At 70.1% G+C, this 18320-nt stretch carries 8 protein-coding genes and 1 pseudogene; 7 read left to right on the top strand and 2 right to left on the bottom strand.

Features of this window, described 5'->3' with window-relative positions:
• Position 1: 1 nt before the first annotated feature.
• Together AB5J62_RS18250 and AB5J62_RS18255 are read left to right on the top strand one after the other, a co-directional pair.
• Positions 2–961 (top strand): catechol 2,3-dioxygenase, encoded by a 960-nt coding sequence (locus AB5J62_RS18250; protein WP_370949418.1) that lies wholly within the window; start codon positions 2–4, stop codon positions 959–961.
• Positions 962–1299: 338 nt separating this feature from the next.
• Positions 1300–1410 (top strand): annotated as a pseudogene (locus AB5J62_RS18255) (WD40 repeat domain-containing protein); the annotation flags it as partial.
• Positions 1411–1476: 66 nt separating this feature from the next.
• Here the strand turns inward: AB5J62_RS18255 and AB5J62_RS18260 are convergent.
• Positions 1477–2622 carry an agmatine/peptidylarginine deiminase gene (locus AB5J62_RS18260; RefSeq protein ID WP_370949419.1) on the bottom strand — a complete coding sequence of 382 codons (1146 nt, stop codon included), beginning with the start codon at positions 2620–2622 and terminating at the stop codon, positions 1477–1479.
• 233 nt (positions 2623–2855) lie between these two features.
• Between AB5J62_RS18260 and AB5J62_RS18265 the strand changes: the two genes are divergently transcribed.
• Genes AB5J62_RS18265 through AB5J62_RS18285 form a run of 5 tightly spaced genes read left to right on the top strand, consistent with a single transcriptional unit; the run spans position 2856 to position 17770 of the window.
• Positions 2856–6551, top strand: coding sequence for an amino acid adenylation domain-containing protein (locus AB5J62_RS18265; RefSeq protein WP_370949420.1), 3696 nt, complete (start codon positions 2856–2858; stop codon positions 6549–6551).
• The gene (locus AB5J62_RS18270) at positions 6548–15136 is read left to right on the top strand and encodes an AMP-binding protein (protein ID WP_370949421.1); all 8589 of its coding nucleotides are present in this window, start codon (positions 6548–6550) and stop codon (positions 15134–15136) included. Before AB5J62_RS18265 ends, AB5J62_RS18270 begins: the two co-directional genes overlap by 4 nt.
• Complete coding sequence (locus AB5J62_RS18275; protein ID WP_370949422.1) at positions 15133–16227, top strand: GSCFA domain-containing protein; 1095 nt, start codon at positions 15133–15135, stop codon at positions 16225–16227. Before AB5J62_RS18270 ends, AB5J62_RS18275 begins: the two co-directional genes overlap by 4 nt.
• Positions 16190–16882 (top strand): hypothetical protein, encoded by a 693-nt coding sequence (locus AB5J62_RS18280; RefSeq protein WP_370949423.1) that lies wholly within the window; start codon positions 16190–16192, stop codon positions 16880–16882. Before AB5J62_RS18275 ends, AB5J62_RS18280 begins: the two co-directional genes overlap by 38 nt.
• 15 nt (positions 16883–16897) lie before the next feature.
• Positions 16898–17770, top strand: coding sequence for a TauD/TfdA dioxygenase family protein (locus AB5J62_RS18285; protein WP_370949424.1), 873 nt, complete (start codon positions 16898–16900; stop codon positions 17768–17770).
• Here AB5J62_RS18285 and AB5J62_RS18290 read toward each other — a convergent pair.
• A complete protein-coding gene (locus AB5J62_RS18290) occupies positions 17760–18320 on the bottom strand; it encodes a hypothetical protein (RefSeq protein ID WP_370949425.1) in 561 nt (186 codons plus the stop codon). The two genes, AB5J62_RS18285 and AB5J62_RS18290, sit on opposite strands and share 11 nt — an antisense overlap.

Raw genomic sequence — 18320 nt, forward strand, 5'->3', positions numbered from 1 at the left:
CATGCCCCAGCCATCGCCCCGCCACGAGATCGCCCACCTAGGCCACGTCGAGCTCTTCACCCCCGAGCCCGAGAAGAGCCTCGACTTCTTCGTCCGCGTACTCGGCCTGACCGAGAACGGCACGGACGGCGACTCGGTCTATTTGCGCACCTGGGACGATTACGAGCACCACAGCCTGAAGCTCACCGCGTCCACCACGTCCGGTGTCGGCCGCACCGCACTCCGCGCTTCCAGCGAAGAGGCCCTCAAGCGTCGCGTGCTGGCATTGGAGGAACGCGGACTCGGCATCGGCTGGGTCGACGGCGACACGGGCATCGGCCCGACCTACCTGTTCCGCGACCCTGACGGCCACGAACTCGAGCTCTACTGGGAAACCGAGCGCTACGCCCCACCCGAGGAACTCCGCCCCGCACTCAAGAACCAGGCTCAGGCGTACCCCGGCCGCGGAGTCGGCGTCCGCCGCCTCGACCACGTCAACTACCTCGCCGCCGAGGCCGCGACCAACGGCGGCTTCATCTGCGACGCGCTCGGCGGCCGCGTCACCGAGCAGATCATGCTCGACACCGGAGTCATCGCGGGCCAGTGGACCCACTTCGCCCAGAAGTCCTACGACCTCGTCTACACCAACGACCGAACCGGTTCGAGCGGCCGCCTCCACCACATCGCCTTCGCCACCGACACCCGCGAAGACATCCTGCGCGCCGCCGACATCGCACTCGACAACAACGTCCACATCGAAACCGGCCCGCACAAACACGCCATCCAGCAGACCTTCTTCCTCTACCTCTACGAGCCCGGCGGCAACCGCATCGAGCTCTGCAACCCGACCGGCCGCCTCATCTTCGCCCCCGACTGGCAACCCATCACCTGGACCGAAGCCGAGCGCGCCAAAGGCCAAGCCTGGGGCCTGAAAACGATCGAGTCCTTCCACACCCACGGCACCCCACCCCTCGCCACCTAACCCGTGGTCGTGAGTGTTTTCGCCGGTTAGAACCGGCCATATCACTCACGACCCGGGTCGTTCAAGACGGCTGAGTGCGTTTCGCGGCCTTGGACGACGCAAACGGCACTCGCCCAAGCCGCACCACCCGCCGAGGGCAGGCGACCCCCGCTACCCAGCGGTTGCATGCGCGCGAAACCCGAGTTTGGGCCACCCACCGTCCCAAACTCGGGTTTCGCGCGCATGCAAACCCGGTTAGCCAGGTGCGGATCGGCCAAGCAGATGGGCAGCGACAAGTTCTGGGGTCGTGAACGACGAGGGCTTCGTATAATGATTTACACAGCGTCGCGTGGCTGAAAATTCAGGCAACAACTGGCAGTGCGGTCACCGGCAACACCGACCAGGTTCGAGCCCTGGCAATCGCACCTGACGGCACTTGGCTCGCCACCAGCTCCGGCGACGAGGCTGTGCGGATCTGGGACCCCGCCACCGACGAATGCACCAGCATCGTCACCGGGCCGTACCACGCACGAGGGTCATCGGGGCTGGTCGTGGGTGGAGCAGTGGATACCGCCGCCGCCCGACGCGATGGTCTGGATCTGCACCGGGACGATCTCGCGGCCGGGGAAGTGCTCGGCGAGGATGCCGCGTGCCCGGTCGTCGGCGGCCGCGTCGCCGAAGCGGGGCATGAAGACGGACTTGTTCGCGACGTAGAAGTTGCAGTACGAGATGACGCTGTTCTCGTCGTAGCCGCGGGCGTCCTCGGGCTGGGGCAGGTCGACGACCTCGATGCGCTTGCCGTTCGCGTCGGTCGCGTCGGCGAGGACGGTCTTCGCCTGCGCGGCGGCTCGGGACCAGACGTCGGCGGGGGCGCCGGGTGCGGTCTTGTCGAGCAGGACTACGCCGGGTGCGGCGAAGCGGGCGAGGCAGTCGACGTGGGCGTCGGTGATGTCCTCGCCGCGGACGCCCGCGAACCAGATGACCTTGCGGACGCCCAGGATTCGCTTCAGCTCGTCCTCGATCTGCTGGCGGGTCTTGCCCGGGTTGCGGTTGTCGTTGACGAGGGAGCTCTCGGTCGCCATGAGCGTGCCGGCGCCGTCGGTCTCGAAGGAGCCGCCCTCGGCGACGAGGGGCGTCTCGATCCTGGTGATCTCGTACTTCTCCAGCACGGTCTTGGCGACGGCCGCGTCCTTGTCGTGGGGGTTCTGCTTGGTGCCCCAGCCGTTGAAGTTGAAGTCGACCGCGGCCGAGCCGCCGACGAACACCGGGACGGTGTCGCGCGCCCACAGGTCGTCGACCGGGATGGGGACCACCTCGACGTCGTTCCCGCAGGCCCGCTGGGCGTCGTCGGCGTGCTCCGGCCTGGCCATCAGCACCACGGGCTCGTGTGCGGCGATCGCCTTGGCCAGTGCCGCGATGTCGTCGCGGGCGCCCGCGAGGTCGCCCTTCCAGATCGAGTTCGACGCAGGCCACGACATCAGGGTGCGGACGTGCTCGTCCCACTCGGCGCCGATCATCCGGGCGGCTGCGGCCTGCGGCTGTGCGGAGGGCGGCGGTCCTGACGACAGCGGGGTCGCCGGCGTTGCGGTGGTGTCCGCGCAGGCAGTGGCGCCGAAGGCGGTCGCGCCGATGGCCGCCAGGGTGCGCAGCGCGGAACGGCGGGACAGGGACGATTCGAACAAGGGGTGCTCCTCGGGTCGGTGCGGCTACGATAACAGGGCTGACTGAATATTCAGTCAAGGGTCGAGGACGCCGATGAGGTGCTCCGGAGCTAGCGTGTAATTCACGTCATAACGCGTATGGTCGCGCGATCAGGTAGACATGAGAACTCAAACCAGTGCGAAACCGGCGTATCGGGTAACCGATTGCCGCAGGTCACGGCCGTTCGCGGGCGTCTTTCCCGGAAAGGGCCGTCTTGTCGGAAACACACGTACCCCTCTCGTTCGCGCAGGAACGGCTGTGGGTTCTGGCGCAGACCACCGGCGCGGGCGCCGCGTACAACGAGGCCATGGCGTTCCGCCTGCGTGGCCCGCTGGACCGGGCTCGGCTGGCTAGCGCGCTTGACGCGCTGGTCGCGCGGCACGAGTCGTTGCGGACCCGGATCGTCGACGAGGACGGCGAAGCGCGGCAGGTGATCGACGCGCCGGACGTCGGGTTCGCCCTCGGAAACCTGGGCTGGCAGGAGCCGTTCGACCTGAGTCGGGGTCCGCTGGTGCGGGGACGCTTGGTCGAGCTGAGCGCGGATGATCATGAATTGCTGATCGTGGTGCACCACATCGTCTACGACGGCTGGTCCAAGGTGCTCATGCTGCGCGAACTCGGTGAGCTTTACGCCGGCGCCGAGCTGCCGCCGCTGACCTGGCAGTACGCCGACTATGCCCACTGGCAGCGCGAGTGGATGGCCGGGGACGAGCCGGACGCGCAGGCCGCTTACTGGGCCGAACAGCTGGCGGGCGCGCCGCCGTTGCTGGAAATCCCGGCGGACCGGCCGCGGCCTGCCGAGCAGGATTATCGCGGCGACCGGGTGTCCATGGTGCTGGGTGAAGACCTCGTCTCCAAGCTCAGGACGCTCGCGGCCGAGCATGACGCGACGTTGTACTCCACGGTGCTGACCTGCTGGTTCGTGCTGCTCAGCCGGGTGACAACAGACGATGACATCGTTGTCGGCGTGCCTGCGGCGAATCGGCGCCGGGGTGACGTGGCCGGGTTGGTCGGCTTCTTCGTCAACACGCTGGCGTTGCGGCTCGATCTGTCCGGCTCGCCGAGCGGGGCCGAGCTGGTGAAGCGGGTCACCACCGTGCTGCGGGACGGCTTGGCGCGGGTCGACTTGCCGTTCGAGCGGGTTGTCGAGGTGACCAATCCGCCGCGCAGTCCGGCGCACACTCCGCTTTTCCAGACCATGGTCGCGTGGGTGCGCTCGACGCGTGGTCTGCTCGAACTGCCCGGTATCGAGGCCGAGCCGATCGAACTCGACGGTGTGCCCGCCAAGTTCGACCTGGCGTTGCGGCTGGCCGAGGAGGATAACCGGGTCGTCGGGCACCTCGAATTCGCGACCGCGTTGTTCGACCGGGAGACGGTCGAGCGGTACGGCCGCTACCTCGTGCACGTGATCGAGCAGCTGGCCGCCCGGCCCGAGCGGGACGTGGCCGAGTTCGAGTTGATGGACGCGGCCGAGCGGCGGGCGTTGCTGACCGGCTGGAGCGCCGGTGCGCCCGCTGTGGTGAATCCCGGTGGACTTGTCGACCGGTTCGACGCCCAAGTGCTGGCCCGGCCCGGGGAACCCGCGCTGGTCTGCGGCGGCGAACGGCTGACCTACGCCGAGCTGGATCGCCGGGCCAACGCGCTCGCGCACGGCTTGATCGATCGCGGTGTGCAAGCCGATCACGTGGTCGGCCTGTACGCGGGGCGGTCGATGGAACTAGTCGTCGGGATGCTGGGCATCCTCAAGGCGGGTGCCGCGTATCTGCCGCTCGATCCGGCTCAGCCCGATGAGCGGCTGGCGACGATGGTGGCCGATGCCGCGCTCGTGCTCACCGCCGAGAAGCTGCCCGAGTTCGCGGCCGATCGGTTCGACAGCCCCGGGATCGGCAGCGCGCGGGCCGACCTGGCGTACGTCATCTACACGTCGGGGTCGACCGGCAGGCCGAAGGGCGTGGGGGTGACGCACGGCAGCGTGCTGAACCTGTTCGACCAGTGGCTCGCCGAGTTCGGCGCGACGCCGGGTGAGGCGACGTCGGCCTGGTCGAGCATCGGCTTCGACGCCTCGGTGCACGAGCTGCTCCTGCCGCTCACGACCGGCGCCGTGCTGCACGTCGTTCCCGACGAGGTGCGTGGTGATCCGCTGATCCTGCTCGACTGGATGCGTGAACACGCTGTCGTGCAAGCGTTTCTGCCGCCCGCGTACGTGAAGTGGATCGACGAGGACCCGGGGCGGCTGGCCGGGCTCTCGCTGCGGCAGGTGCTGACGGGTGTCGAGTCGCTGCCCGAGGAAGCGCTTCACCGGATGCGGCAAGCACTTCCGGGCTTGCGGATCTGCTTCGGGTACGGGCCGACCGAAGCCACGCTGTACGCGACGTCCTATGTGGACCCTGGCCCGCGTGACCGGCCGTGCCCGAGCGGCAGGCCGCTGCCGGGTACCCGGCTCTACCTGCTCGACGCCCGGCTGGAGCCGGTGCCGCCCGGTGTGGCGGGCGAGGTCTATCTCGCGGGCGCGAGCCTGGCCCGTGGGTATCTGAACCGGCCGGACCTGACCGCCGAGCGGTTCGTGGCCGACCCGTTCGTGCCGGGTGAGCGGATGTACCGCACCGGTGACCTGGCCCGGTGGCTGCCTGACGGCAACGCGCAGTACGCGGGCCGCGGCGACGACCAGATCAAGCTGCGTGGTTTCCGGATCGAACCCGGCGAGGTGGAGGCGGCGCTACGGGCGCTGCCCGGCGTCGTCGAGGCCGCGGTGCTGCTGGACAGCGACCCGGCGGGCGAGCCTCGGCTGGCGGCGGGCGTCGCGCCGCGGCTGGGGCACGACTGGCGGACGCTGCTGGCCAAGCGGCTGCCGGACTACATGATCCCGGCCGTCGTGGCCGAACTCGACCGGCTTCCGTTGAACCGCAACGGGAAACTGGATCGCGCAGCGCTGCTCGGGCAGATCGGGGCGACCGCGCCGGGCAAGGTCAACACGGCCAGCCCGCGCGACCACGTCGAGATGGCGCTGCACCGCATCTGGCAGCGGCTGCTGATCCACCCCGGCATCGGTATCACGGACAACTTCTTCGACGTCGGCGGCACGTCGATCTCGGCCATCAAGGTCGCGCACGCCGTGCGCGAGGAGTTCGGGACCGAGCTGCCGATCCAGGACATCATGCGGTACCCGACGATCGAAGCACTCGGTGCGCGCCTGCGGGCCGGTGCCGGGCCTGCCACCGGTGGCCCGATCGTGTTCCGTGAGGGCGATGGACGGCAGCGCGTGGTCTGCGTTCATCCCGCGGGCGGTACCGCTTTCTGTTATCTGCCACTGAGTGCTGCGCTGCCGGAGTCGGCCGGGGTGGTCGGGCTGCAGTCGCCTGGGCTCAACGCGGGGGAGACCCCGGTTCCGACCGTCGAGGAGATGGCCGAGGCGTACCTCGACGCGATCGGTCCCCAAGACGACGTGGTCCTTTGTGGACTTTCGTACGGCGGCCTGGTCGCGTACGAGATGGGCAGGCTGCTCGCGCGGCGCGGGCACGCGCGAGTAAGCGTTGTCCTGCTGGACAGCCGGGCGGCCGACGGCGCGGTGGTCGAGCCGGTGGACGCGGCCGAGTTCCGCGAGAAACTGGTGCGCTTCAACGGGATGTACCCGGGTATCGACGACGACCAGGTCGACCGGTACTTCCGCATCTACAACCACAACCGGATGACCGCGCGGGACTACCGGCCCGAGAAGTCGACGGCGCGCGTGGTGTTCATGCAGGCGGACGACGACAGCGGCGCCGCGGCGTTCTGGCGTGACCGGGCCGGCGACGGCCTGCGGGTCGAGCCGGTGGGCTGCGGGCACTGGGAGATGTTGGAAAGCGCGGGGTTGCCGAGGGTGACCGAAGTGATCGAGGCCGAACTGGCTTGGCTGCGGGAGGCCCGATGAGAACCGGAACCGGCTTGGCCGCCGAGGTGCACGCGCAGGCACTACGCACGCCGCGCGCCATCGCGCTCGAGGACGGCGACCGGACCTTCGACTACGCCACGCTCGACGCTGGGGGCGCGGCTGTCGCGGAAGCCTTGGCGCGCGAGGGCGTTCGCCCTGGTGACGCGGTGGCCGTCGGGCTCGCGCGCTCGTGGGAACTGGTCTGCGTGATGCTGGGCATCCTGCGGCTCGGCGGGAAGGTCGTGCCGCTCGACCGGCTGAGCCCGGCGGACCGGCGCGCGCACATCCTCACCGACTCCGACAGCGTGGCGCTGGTCCACAGTGGCATGGCAGACCTGCCCGAGGGCGTGCGCTCGCTGGCGGTGACCGACCTCTTCGGCACACCGCCCGCCCGGCCCGGCGAGCCCGCGATCCCGGTCGCCGCGTCCTTTCTGTTCTACACCTCGGGTACGACAGGTTTGCCCAAGGGCGTCGAGGTGCCGGACGCGGGCATCCTGCGGCTGGCCGAGCCCGGGTACCTCCGGATCGAGGCGGGCATGCGGTACGCGTGCCTGTCGAACCCGGCGTTCGACGCGCTGAGCTTCGAGGTCTGGGTGCCGCTGCTGACCGGCGGCTGCTGCGTGATCCTCGGCGACGAGACCGTCCAGACCCCGCATGAGCTGGCGGCCGCGCTGGTGGCCGAGCGCGTCGACACGATCTTCATCACCACCGCGTTGTTCAACGCCGTGGTCGACGCCGTGCCGGACTGTTTCGCCTCGGCCGGGCAGGTGCTGGTCGGCGGTGAGCAGCTCAACGCGCCGCTGATGCGCCGCTGGTATCGGGACAACCCGGCCGCCGGTACCTGGCTGCACAACGTCTACGGCCCGACCGAGACGACGACTTTCGCGCTGTGCCATCGCATTCCGCGTGACTTCGACGGTGATCCCGTCCCGATCGGGCGGCCGCTGGCGAAGACCGGCGCGGCGCTCGTGGTGCCCGGCGCCGAGCGGCTGGCCGAGCCGGGTGAGCTGGCCGAGTTGTATCTGTCCGGGGCGGGGCTGGCTGCCGGGTACCGGAATCTGCCGGAGGAGACCGCGCGCCGGTTCGTCCGGCTGCCGTGGCACGACGGCGCTCGCTACTACCGCACGGGTGACCTGGTGCGTGCCGATGCCGAGGGGCGGGTCGAGTACGTCGGCCGGGTGGACCGGCAGGTGAAGGTGCGCGGGTTCCGGATCGAGCCCGGTGAGCTGGAGCGGCAGATCCTGCTGCATCCCGCGGTGCGGCAGGCGTTCGTGTGCACCCGGCGCGCTTTCGAGCACGGGCCGAACGAGCTGCTCGCGTATGTCGTGGCGGGGGAGTTGTCGTTCGACGAGTTCGACCGGCATCTCGTCGAGTCGCTGCCGAGCTACATGCGCCCGCATCACGTGTACCGGGTCGACGCGTTGCCGCTCAACGCCAACGGCAAGGTCGATCAGGCCGCGCTGGCCGGGAGCGAGCCATGGCGGCCGAGCGAGAGTTCCGTTCCCGCGACGGCTTGGCAGCGCGAGGTGCTGGACCTGGTGGACGCCGTGCTCGGCGTCGAGGCGCGGTTGGACGATCGCTGGATCGCGTGCGGTGGCGACTCGCTCAAGGCGCTGCGGTTCCGGTTCGCCGTCCGGCAGCGCTGGGGTTGTGAGCTCACGCAATCCGTTGTGCTGCAAGGGGATTTCGCCGAGCTGGCCGACGCGATCAAGCGGGCGGGCGCGTCGGGCCACCCGAAGCCGGTGCACACGGACGCGACCACGGGCCCCGCGACGAGTGAGCAGCAGCGGTTGTGGTTGCTGCAGCAGCGGTCGCCGGAGTCGCGTGCCTACAACGTCGGGTTCGCCTTCCGGGTCGACGGCGAGGTGGACGTCGTCAAGCTGAGGCGGTCACTGCGCAGGCTGGTGGTGAACCATCCGGCGCTGCGGACCGGGTTCGAGGCCACACCCGACGGCCTGTTTCAGGTGGTCGGCGAGCCGTACGACCCGTGGATCGCGCCGGAACCCGGGTTCTTCGCGACCGTCTTCGACCTGGCGAAGCCCCGGTTGTTCGAGGCGTGCTGGGAAGCCGACGAAAACGGGGGTGTGCTGCGGCTGCGGACGCACCACATCGCCGTCGACGGCTGGTCGATCAGCATCCTGTTGCGTGACCTCTCGGCCGGTGACGCCGGCACGCCCGAGTTCACGACGCTGGATCACGCGGTGTGGCAAGAAGCGTGGTTCAAACAGCCCGCTTATCTCGCGCAGCGCGACGAACTGCGTGCTCACTACGCGGAGTTCGACAAGTCGACGCGACCGCCGCGCGCCTCCTCATCGGCCGGGTTACTGCGACGGTCGCTCGACCTCACGCGCCGCGCGAAGGTCGACCGGCTGTGCGCCGAGCTGGGGTTGACCCGGTTTCAGCTGCTGCTGGGGGTGTTCGCCTGGAGCCTGTACGCCGTCACCGGGCGGACCGGGCCGCGGATCGCCAGCCCGGTCGCGAACCGGCCGGTCCAGGAGTTCGAAGGCACGGTCGGCATGTTCGCCAACACCGTCGTGCTGCCGGTCGCCGTCGCGCCGCGTGACGAGCTGCGCGGCCAGCTGCGCAGGCTCGGCGAATCCACGCAGCAGGTGCTCGACCGGCAGGATGTCGCGCTCGCGGACGTGGTCGACGGGCAGCCGTTCGACTTCCTGTTCGTGCTGGAGAACACCGACTTCGAGGCGCTGAAACTGCCGGGCACCACGATCCGGCCGCTGTGGGAAGCGCCCGCCGAGGCCAAGTGCCCGTTGACGATGTCGGTGCTGGAGCAGGCCGATGGGTTCGACTGCCTGTGGGAATACGCGGACGACGACTTCACCGCCGACCAGGTCGCCGCGATGGCCGAGCTGTTCGGGCAGGCGCTGGATCAGCTGGCGAGCGGGCCGTCGACCCCGGCCGAGCTGGCGTCGGCCTACCGCCGTGGCCTGCCCGAGCACGGCCGTGGCGAGTCGACGCCGCTGACCTACCCGACGATCGCCGAAGGCTTCGCGCGTCAGGTCGCGCTGACGCCGGACGCGCCCGCGGTGCAGGGCGACGACGGCTCGCTCAGCTATGCCGAGCTGGACGCCGCCGCGTCCGCGCTCGCCGCTGACCTGCGCGAACGTTACGATGTGCCGGACGACGAGCCGTGCCATGTCGCGTTGTTCTTCGAGCCGTCGGCCGAGCACGTGGTCGCGTTGCTGGCGCTGGCCAAGCTCAACCTGACGGCCGTGCCGCTCGACCCGTCCTACCCGCCCGCGCTGCTGCGCCAGATCGTCGAGCAGGTCGCGCCGCTCTGCGTGCTGCTCGCGCCGGGTGGTGAAGCGGCGTTCCGCGCGGTCCACCCCGGCGAGATCGCGCTGCACCCGGTCACGATGTCCGCAGGCGCGCCGGTCCAGTCGGCGCACAGCGGGAAGCGCCCGCTCTACACCTTGTTCACCTCGGGCAGCACCGGCACGCCGAAGGGCGTTCAGGTTCCGGACCGGACGCTGGGCAATCTGCTGCAGTGGCAAGGGAAATCCGGCGGGCTCGCCGATCCGGCACGCACTCAGCAGTTCTCGATGCTGTCGTTCGACGTGTCGTTCCAGGAGATCTTCGGAACGCTCTGCGGTGGCGGCTGCCTGCAGCTGATCCGCCCCGAATGGCGGCACGACATCCCGGCGCTGCTCGACCGGCTCGAATCGGCGGAGCGGATTTTCCTGCCGTACGTGGCTTTGCAGCTGCTCGCCGAGCACGGCGTGCAGCTCGGACGGTACCCGGCTCGGCTGCGCGAGGTGATCACCGCGGGCGAGCAGCTCGTCTGCACCGACGCCATCCACCGATGGTTCGCGGGCATGCCGGGTGTGCGGCTGTTCAACCACTACGGCCCGACCGAGACGCACGTGGTGAGCGCGCTGTGCCTCGACGGCGACCCGGCTTCGTGGCCGGAGCGGCCCGCGATCGGGCGGCCGGTCGCGAACGCGGTGCTGCGGGTGGTGGACGAGGCGGGCGAGAGCGTGCCGCCCGGCTGCGAGGGGGACCTGCTGATCGGCGGCCTCATGGCGAACCGGTGTTACCTCGGCGAGGACACGGACCGGTTCGTCGAGTCGCCCGAGCTGTTCTATCGCACGGGTGACCGCGCGTACTTCGACCACAGTGGACTGTTGCACTTCGCGGGCCGTGACGATCAGCAGATCAAGCTGAGCGGCTATCGCCTGGAGCTGGGACAGGTCGAGGCGGCGCTGCTGCGGCACGCCGAGATCGTCAACGCCGTCGTGGTGCGTGACGGCGATGCTTTGGTGGCGTGCCTGCAATGCCGGGGTGAAGCGCCGTCGGCTGAGTCCTTGACCGCTCACCTGGCCTCATTACTTCCCGCCTACGTCCGGATCGACCGCTTCCGCCTGCTGACCGCGTTGCCCCGCACTCCCAGCGGCAAGCTCGACCGGGCGGCCGCGCTCCAAGCACCCGCCGAAGAACTGGGCCGGGTCTCGGCGGCGAAGACACGGTCGGCGGTCGAAACCCGGCTGGCCGAGCTGTTCGAGGCGGCGGCCGGGGTGCCGATCGGCTGGGACGAGACGTTCTTCGACGCGGGCGCGTCCAGCCTCGGGCTGATGCGTTTTCACTTGCGCTGCACGGCGGAACCGGACTTCGAGTTCACCGTCGCCGACCTGTTCGAGCACGTGACCATCCGCGACCTGGCCCGTTTCCTCGGCGGGCACACCACCGAAACCGGGCACGACGGCGCGGTCATGGCGGACGAGCCGATCGCCGTCATCGGCATGGCCGTCCGCCTGCCCGGCGCCCCGGACCTGGCCGCCTTCTGGGAAATGGTGCGCACGGCGGGCACCGGGATCGAGCATTTCGACGCCGAGGACGGCCTCATCGGCGCGCGCAGTCAGATGGACGGCCTGCTCGCGTTCGACCCCGCGCATTTCGGGATCAGCGCGCGTGACGCCGCGCTGATGGATCCGCAGCAACGGCATCTGCTGATGAGCTGTGTCCAGGCACTGGCGCACGCGGGCATCACCGACTCCTCCGCGCGACGCGTCGGGCTGATCGCGGGCTGCGGCGAGAACACCTACTTCCAGTCGATGCTGCGCGAGGCCGACCCGGCGCGGCTGCCGGACGTCTTCCAGCTCGCGCAGCACCACGACAAGGACTTCCTGGCCACCAAGGCGGCCTATCACCTCGGGCTGACCGGCCCGGCGTTCACCACGCAGGCCGCGTGCGGGACTTCGCTGGTCGCCGTGCACGTCGCGGCCGGGTTGCTGCGGCAAGGCGACGCCGAGGTGATGCTCGCCGGGGGAGTGCTCGTCGATCCGGGCCTGACCGGCGGCTACCGCTACCGGCCGCAGCACATCTTCTCCGAAGACGGGCGCTGCCGTCCGTTCAGCGACGATTCGAGCGGCACCATCGGCGCGAGCGGCGTCGGGGTCGTCGTGCTCAAGCCGCTGCGGCTGGCCCGCGAAGACGGCGACACGGTCTACTCGGTCATCACCGGCTCCGCGCTCAACAACGACGGCTCGGCCAAGCTCGGGTACAGCACGCCGTCAGTGGCCGGGCAGCGCGAGGTGATCCGGACGGCGCTGCGCCGCAGCGGCCGGTCCGGCGCCGAGATCGGGTACGTCGAGGCGCACGGGACCGCCACGCGGCTCGGTGACCCGGTCGAGGTCGGCGCGCTGCGCCAGGCACTGGAGGTGACCGAGCCGGGCCGGATCGCGTTGTCGTCGGTGAAAAGCCAGATCGGGCATCTCGGTGCCGCGGCCGGAGTGGTCGGGCTGATCAGGGCGACCTTGTCCGTCCATCATGGACTCATCCCGCCCAGTCTTGGCTTCCGTGCGCCCAATCCTGAGCTGGCGGCCGACCTCGAACCGTTCTACGTGCCCGCCGAGGCGCGGCCGTGGCCCGAGGGTGACAGGGTCGCGGCGGTGAGCAGTTTCGGGATCGGCGGCACCAACGCGCACGTCGTGGTGGAAGCGGGCGAAACGGCCACGCTGACCGAAGAAACAGTGTCCGAGCTGGTGCTTTCGAGCAGCAGCGCGGACGCGCTGCGGGCGGACGCCACCGCCGTCGCCGATTACCTGGCCGCTCACCCCGAGACCTATCCGCAGGTGGTTCGGCATCTGCGGGACGGTCGGCCCGCGCGCCGGTGGCGGATGGCCGCGACCTGCGCCGACGCGGCCGCCGCAGTGGTTTGGCTGCGTACGGCCGAAGCGATCGAGGTGGACCCGGTCGACACACCGTCGGCTCCGGCGCAGGCGCCGTGGGACTTCCCGCCGCCCGCCTTCGACCTGGCCGACTACGACTTCGACCGGCTACAAGGGACAGTCGAGCCGCGACGGCTGCCGGAGGCCGAATGGCTGCACCAACCTCAGTGGGTTCGCCTGAGGCGGGCCACCACCGGTGCCGCGCACAGTGACCGGCTGCTGGTGCTGATGACCGATAGCCCGCTCGACACGTCGGCCTTCCCGCACGAGCGGGTCGTGCAGGTGACCCCGGCCGGGTCGTTCGCGCGGCTGGGAACTGACCGTTTCGAGGTCGACCCTGCCGACACCGCGTCGCTCAAACTGCTGTTCGCGGCACTTGGCGAGCATGACGGGATCGACTGGGTACACACGCTCCCGCTGGGTGCCGACGGCCTGGACCGCGCGCGGTGGGCGTGTCTCGACACTCCCGCGGCGCTGCTGCGAGCGGGCGTGAAGAACCTGCGGACCTGGTGGCTGTCGTCGCGGGCGCGCCCGGTCGACGGTGCCGTCGAACGGCCGGAAGCGGGACTGCTGGCCGGAATCAGCACGGTCGGGCCGCAGGAAACGGGCGTGCCGGGACATTGGGTCGACCTGCCGGGCACCGACCTGAGCGCGCTGGCGGACCTGCTCACCGGGCCGACGCCGCCGAGCCAGGTGGCGCTGCGACGAGGCTTCTGGTGGGAGCGGTCGACCTCGCCGGTGTCCACAATGGACGCCGCGCCGGTCGTCGGCGACGGTGTGCACCTGATTCTCGGCGGGACGGGCGGGATCGGCACCGCGATCGCGGAATGGCTGCTGGAGTCCACGCGGGGCCGGGTGCTGCTGGTCGCGCGGCGCCCTGACCTGCCGAAAACGTTGCGGCCATGGGCCGATCGAGTCGAGCTGATCAAGGCGGACTTGACCGAGGCCGTCCAACTCGAGCAGCACCTCGGTGACCGGCTCGACAGCGTGATCCACGCGGTCGGAGTCGGCGCGGGCAGTCCGATCGCCACGCGGGACACCACCGCCGCGCACACCGCGAAACTGCGGGGCGCGCTGGTCGTCGAGCAGTTGATCGCGCGGTATCGACCGGCGCTCGCCGTCTACTGCTCGTCGATGTCGGCGCATTTCGGTGGTCCGGGACAGCTCGACTACGCCGCAGCGAACGGCTTGCTCGACGCGTTCGCCCAGCAGGACAGCGAGAACACCACGCGGATCGCCATCGACTGGGACATCTGGAACGAGACCGGCATGGCGGTTCAAGCGCTGCGTGCCGACGCGCGCCACCAAGCCCATCTCGCGGTCGGAATGACCGTGGCGGAAGGAAAACGGCTGTTCGCGCGTGCGCTCGGGCTGGGCCTGCCGCAGCTGCTGGTGTCGACCACGCCGCTCGAGGAGGCCCGCGCGTTCTACGCCCCCACGACCACGAAAGCCGCCGACACCACCGCCGAAGCGCTCAGCGCGGAGCTGTGCGAGGCGCTGGGCGTCGACGAACTCGATCCCGACGCGCCGCTCTACGACCTCGGCGCCGACTCGCTGACCATGCTCGACCTGATCGACACGGTCAAACGGCTCTCCGGCGTCGACCTCGACCTGGCCAGGTTCAGCCACCAGGTCAGCCTGACCGAGGTGCTCGCGCGGCTGGCCGAGGGCGAGGCCGGCGCGCACGACGTCACGCTGGAGGTCTGGCAGGAAGGCACCGGCCGCGAGGTCCTGTGCCTGGTGCACCCGGTCGGCGGCGACATCCAGGCCTACCGTGCGCTCGTCTCGGCCATCGACCCGAGGCTGACCGTGTGCCTCATCGCCGACCCCGGTCTGCGGCAGCCGACGGCGTCGACGTGGACGCTCGCCGACCGCGCACGCCGCTACCACGCGGCGCTGCACGCGCGTTTCCCCGACCGTGACTGCCAGCTCGCCGGCTGGTCGTTCGGCGCGTGGGTCGCGACCGGGATGGCGGCCGAAGCCGAAACGGCCGGACGGCCCGTGCGCGCACTGCACCTGCTCGACCCGCCACCGCCGGGCGCGGACTTCGGCCGCTACGACGAGTCCCAGCTCGAAGCGGTCTTCGCGCACGAACTCGGCGCCGCCGGCGACAGCACCAAGGCCTACGCCGAGCGGCTCGCCCGCTGCTGCCGGGCGAACCTGCGCAGCATGGCCGGCTACGAGCTGCCGAAGCTGGCCGCGACCGCGAGCAGCCTGTGGCTCGCCGAGCGGCCCGTGCCGGAACTGCCTTCGGTAGCCGGGCAGGAGGCGCGCTGGTCGCCGCATCTGACCGAGGCGACCGACTGGTACCGGCTCGACACGACCCACTACGGCATCGTGCGCACGCCGCACGTCCACGCCATCGCGGCGGTCATCAACGCGACGATCGGAGAAGCACGGTGAACCCGTATCAGCAGCTGACGGCGCGCTCGTTCTGGCGCCCGGCGGTCGCCGAACCGGCCGTCGAGGAGATCGGCGAGCTGTGGACGCCGAAGTTCGCCATCGGCCAGGACGACCCGGTGCTCACCGCCGGCTCCTGTTTCGCCGCGGAACTCGGCAGGGCGCTGATCGACAACGGCATGAACTTCCACGACGCCGAACCCGCGCCGCCCGGCCTGACCCGCGATCAGCGCCAGGCCCGCCACTACGGCGAGTTCTCCTTCCGTACCGGCAACATCTACACCGCCGCGGTGCTCCGGCAGTGGCTTTCGTGGGCGTTCGGTGAGCAGGCGCCGGCCGAGGTCTGGGAGGACGACGGCCGCTTCTTCGACCCGTACCGTCCGTCGATCGAACCCGACGGCTTCGCCTCGCCCGGCGAAATGCTCGCGGCCCGCTCGACGACTCTGTCCGCGATCCGCCAGGCCGTCTCCGGCGCGAGCTGCCTGATCTTCACGCTCGGCCTCACCGAGTCCTGGCGCAACCTCGCCGACGGCACCACCTACCCGGTCTGCCCAGGCACGGTGCGCGGCGCAACCCGGGATAAAGCGGGCTTTACTCCCGGGAGTAAAGCGGGCTTTATCGCGGGGGATAAAGCGGGCTTTACTCCGTTCGACCCGGAGCTGCACAGGTTCCACAACTTCACGTTCGTCGAGGTCCAGCACGAGCTGGGGGAGGCCATCGCGCTGGTGCGTGCGGTCAATCCCGGGATCCGGGTGCTGCTGACCGTGTCGCCGATCCCGCTGACCGCCACCGCGACCGGCGGGCACGCGCTCGTCGCCAACACCTACAGCAAGTCCGTGCTGCGGGCGGTCGCCGGGCAGCTGGCCGCCGACCACGACCACGTCGACTACTTCCCGTCGTACGAGCTGATCACCGGCCAGCCGTTCCGCGGCGCGTTCTACGACGACAACCTGCGGACCGTGACCCGCGACGGCGTCGCGTTCGTCATGCGGCACTTCATGTCCGCGTTCGCCAGGACCTCACGTCCCACCACCGCGCTGCCGGGAGGTGACCTCTGTGACGACGCCGTCCTCGACTACTACAGCCCCCGCTAGGTTCCTGCTGCTCGGCGACTCGCACGCCGGGCCGATCGGCCGGGCGGCGAAAGCGGCCGGGATCGCCTTCCAAGGCGGGCCGATCGGCGCGGCGCGGGAGTTCACCGACGGCTTTTTCGAAGCGGGTGACCGTGATGTCGTCTTCCACAAGCCCGAGGCGGACGGCTACTACCGCGGATTCCTCGGCGTGCTGGGCAAGAACGGGCTCGCCGACGTCGGCGTCCCGCTGGTGACCACCTTCGGGTTCGCCGCGCATTTCGTTGCCACCAAAGAGAATTGGCGGCTCTATCGGACCGGTGACGGCTTCCCGCCGGACTTCCTGGGCAGCCCGCTGTTCGACGCCATCGTCACCGCCACGGTCCGTGGCGCGCTGGCGTTCCACCGGCACGCGCTCGGCCTCGGCCTGCGGGTCTGCGCCGTCATGCCGCCGCAGCGCGTGCCGTCGCAGGCCGACGCGGCCGTGTTCCTGGCGGCGCAGGAGACCGTCCGCCGGGCGATCACCGGGCTCGGCGGCGAGGTCGTCGACCCGCGTGCCCGCATCACCGACGAGACCGGGTTCCAGCGCGCCGAGCTGTGTGAAGCGAACGACGAGATCCACGGCAACCTGGCCTGGGGCCGGATCGTCTTGACCGAATTGCTGGACCTAGGGCTCTGAGCCGAGGAAGGAACCATGGAACAGTACGAACTGGATGCCGTGCAGCGCATCACCACCAGGACGGCGCGGGAGTACCGCGACATCGAGATCGCCCCGATCACGCCGATCATCGGCGCGGAGGTCTCCGGTGTCGACCTGTCGAAGGAACTCACCGAGCGGCAGCTCGACGAGGTGAAGACCGCGTTCCTCGACCACCAGGTGCTGGTCTTCCGCGACCAGGACATCTCCGTCGAAGACCAGAAACGCCTCGCCGCGCACTTCGGCGAGCTGCGCCCGGTCAACCCGCCGCCCAAGGACGCCGACCCGTACGTGCTGGAGATCAAGACCACGGCCGAGGCGGCCAACGTCGCGGGCAACGGCTGGCACGCCGACGGCACCGCCGACGCGGAACCCTCACTGGGCTCGATGCTCTACATCACCCAGATCCCGGAGTCGGGCAGCGGCGGCGACACCCTGTTCGCCAACATGTACCTGGCCTACGACATGCTCTCGCCGTCGATGCGGAGCCTGCTCGACGGCCTCACCGCGGTGCACGACGGCGCGCTCGCGTTCCGCGGCCGCAAGCCACCCGCCGACTACGTGGTCCCCGTCAGCGAACACCCGCTGGTCGTGCGGCACCCCGAGACCGACCGCAAGATCCTCTACGTCAACCCCGCCTACACCGCGCGCATCCCGCAGCTGTCGGCCGACGAGAGCCGGGCGCTGCTCGACATGCTGTTCGCCATGGTGCCCAACCGGCCGATGCTGAGCTGCCGGGTCCGCTGGACGCCGAACACGCTGGTGTTCTGGGACAACCGGTGCGTGCAGCACCACGCGGTCTACGACTACTACCCGCTGACCCGCTACGGCAAGCGCGTGGCGATCAACGGCGGTCCGCTCAAGGGGTGAGGCTCGCGACGAGGCCCGCGCCCAGCCGGGCGCGGGCGTCCGCGGACACCAGGACGCACGCCTGGACGTAGGCGAACGGGAACGTCGCGGCGTAGGCCTCGTGGCTCGCCCGCGCGAACGCGTTCGCGCAGGCGGCCGCGTTGGCGAGCGCGTTCGCGTCCGCGTGGACCCGGACGTTGGCCTCGGTGTTCATTTCCGCGTAGCTCTCGCCGTAGTTGCGAGCGTCCACTTCGGAATAGCCACGCGACAAAGCGAAAGCACCCGCCGCCTCGGACGCCTTCGCGAAGACTTCCTCGGTGGGGTAGGCGTTGCGGTAAAGATCCCGCAGCGCGGGCTCCAGTGCGTCACGCCAGACGTCTTCGGCGATCTTCTCGCCCGCCGAAGCCCGTGCGTGCAGCGCGCGCATCGCTTCGTGCGCGCCGGTTTCGGGGAGCGTTTCGCTCAGCAGCGGGCCGATCGTGGTCGCGTGCCAGTCGTGCACGGCCGAGAACGGCGGTTCACCGTCGGGCACGCTGACGCCGAGCACCTCGGCCACGGCGGGAAGCCACAT

This window comes from Amycolatopsis sp. cg5, assembly GCF_041346955.1.
Lineage (GTDB): Bacteria > Actinomycetota > Actinomycetes > Mycobacteriales > Pseudonocardiaceae > Amycolatopsis.

Excerpts from the sequence above, each read along its gene's own strand:
- AB5J62_RS18250 (WP_370949418.1), top strand. The coding sequence starts at position 2 with ATGCCCCAGCCATCGCCCCGCCACGAGATCGCCCACCTAGGCCACGTC.
- AB5J62_RS18285 (WP_370949424.1), top strand. The coding sequence starts at position 16,898 with ATGGAACAGTACGAACTGGATGCCGTGCAGCGCATCACCACCAGGACG.
- AB5J62_RS18270 (WP_370949421.1), top strand. The coding sequence starts at position 6,548 with ATGAGAACCGGAACCGGCTTGGCCGCCGAGGTGCACGCGCAGGCACTA.
- AB5J62_RS18290 (WP_370949425.1), bottom strand. The coding sequence starts at position 18,320 with ATGTGGCTTCCCGCCGTGGCCGAGGTGCTCGGCGTCAGCGTGCCCGAC.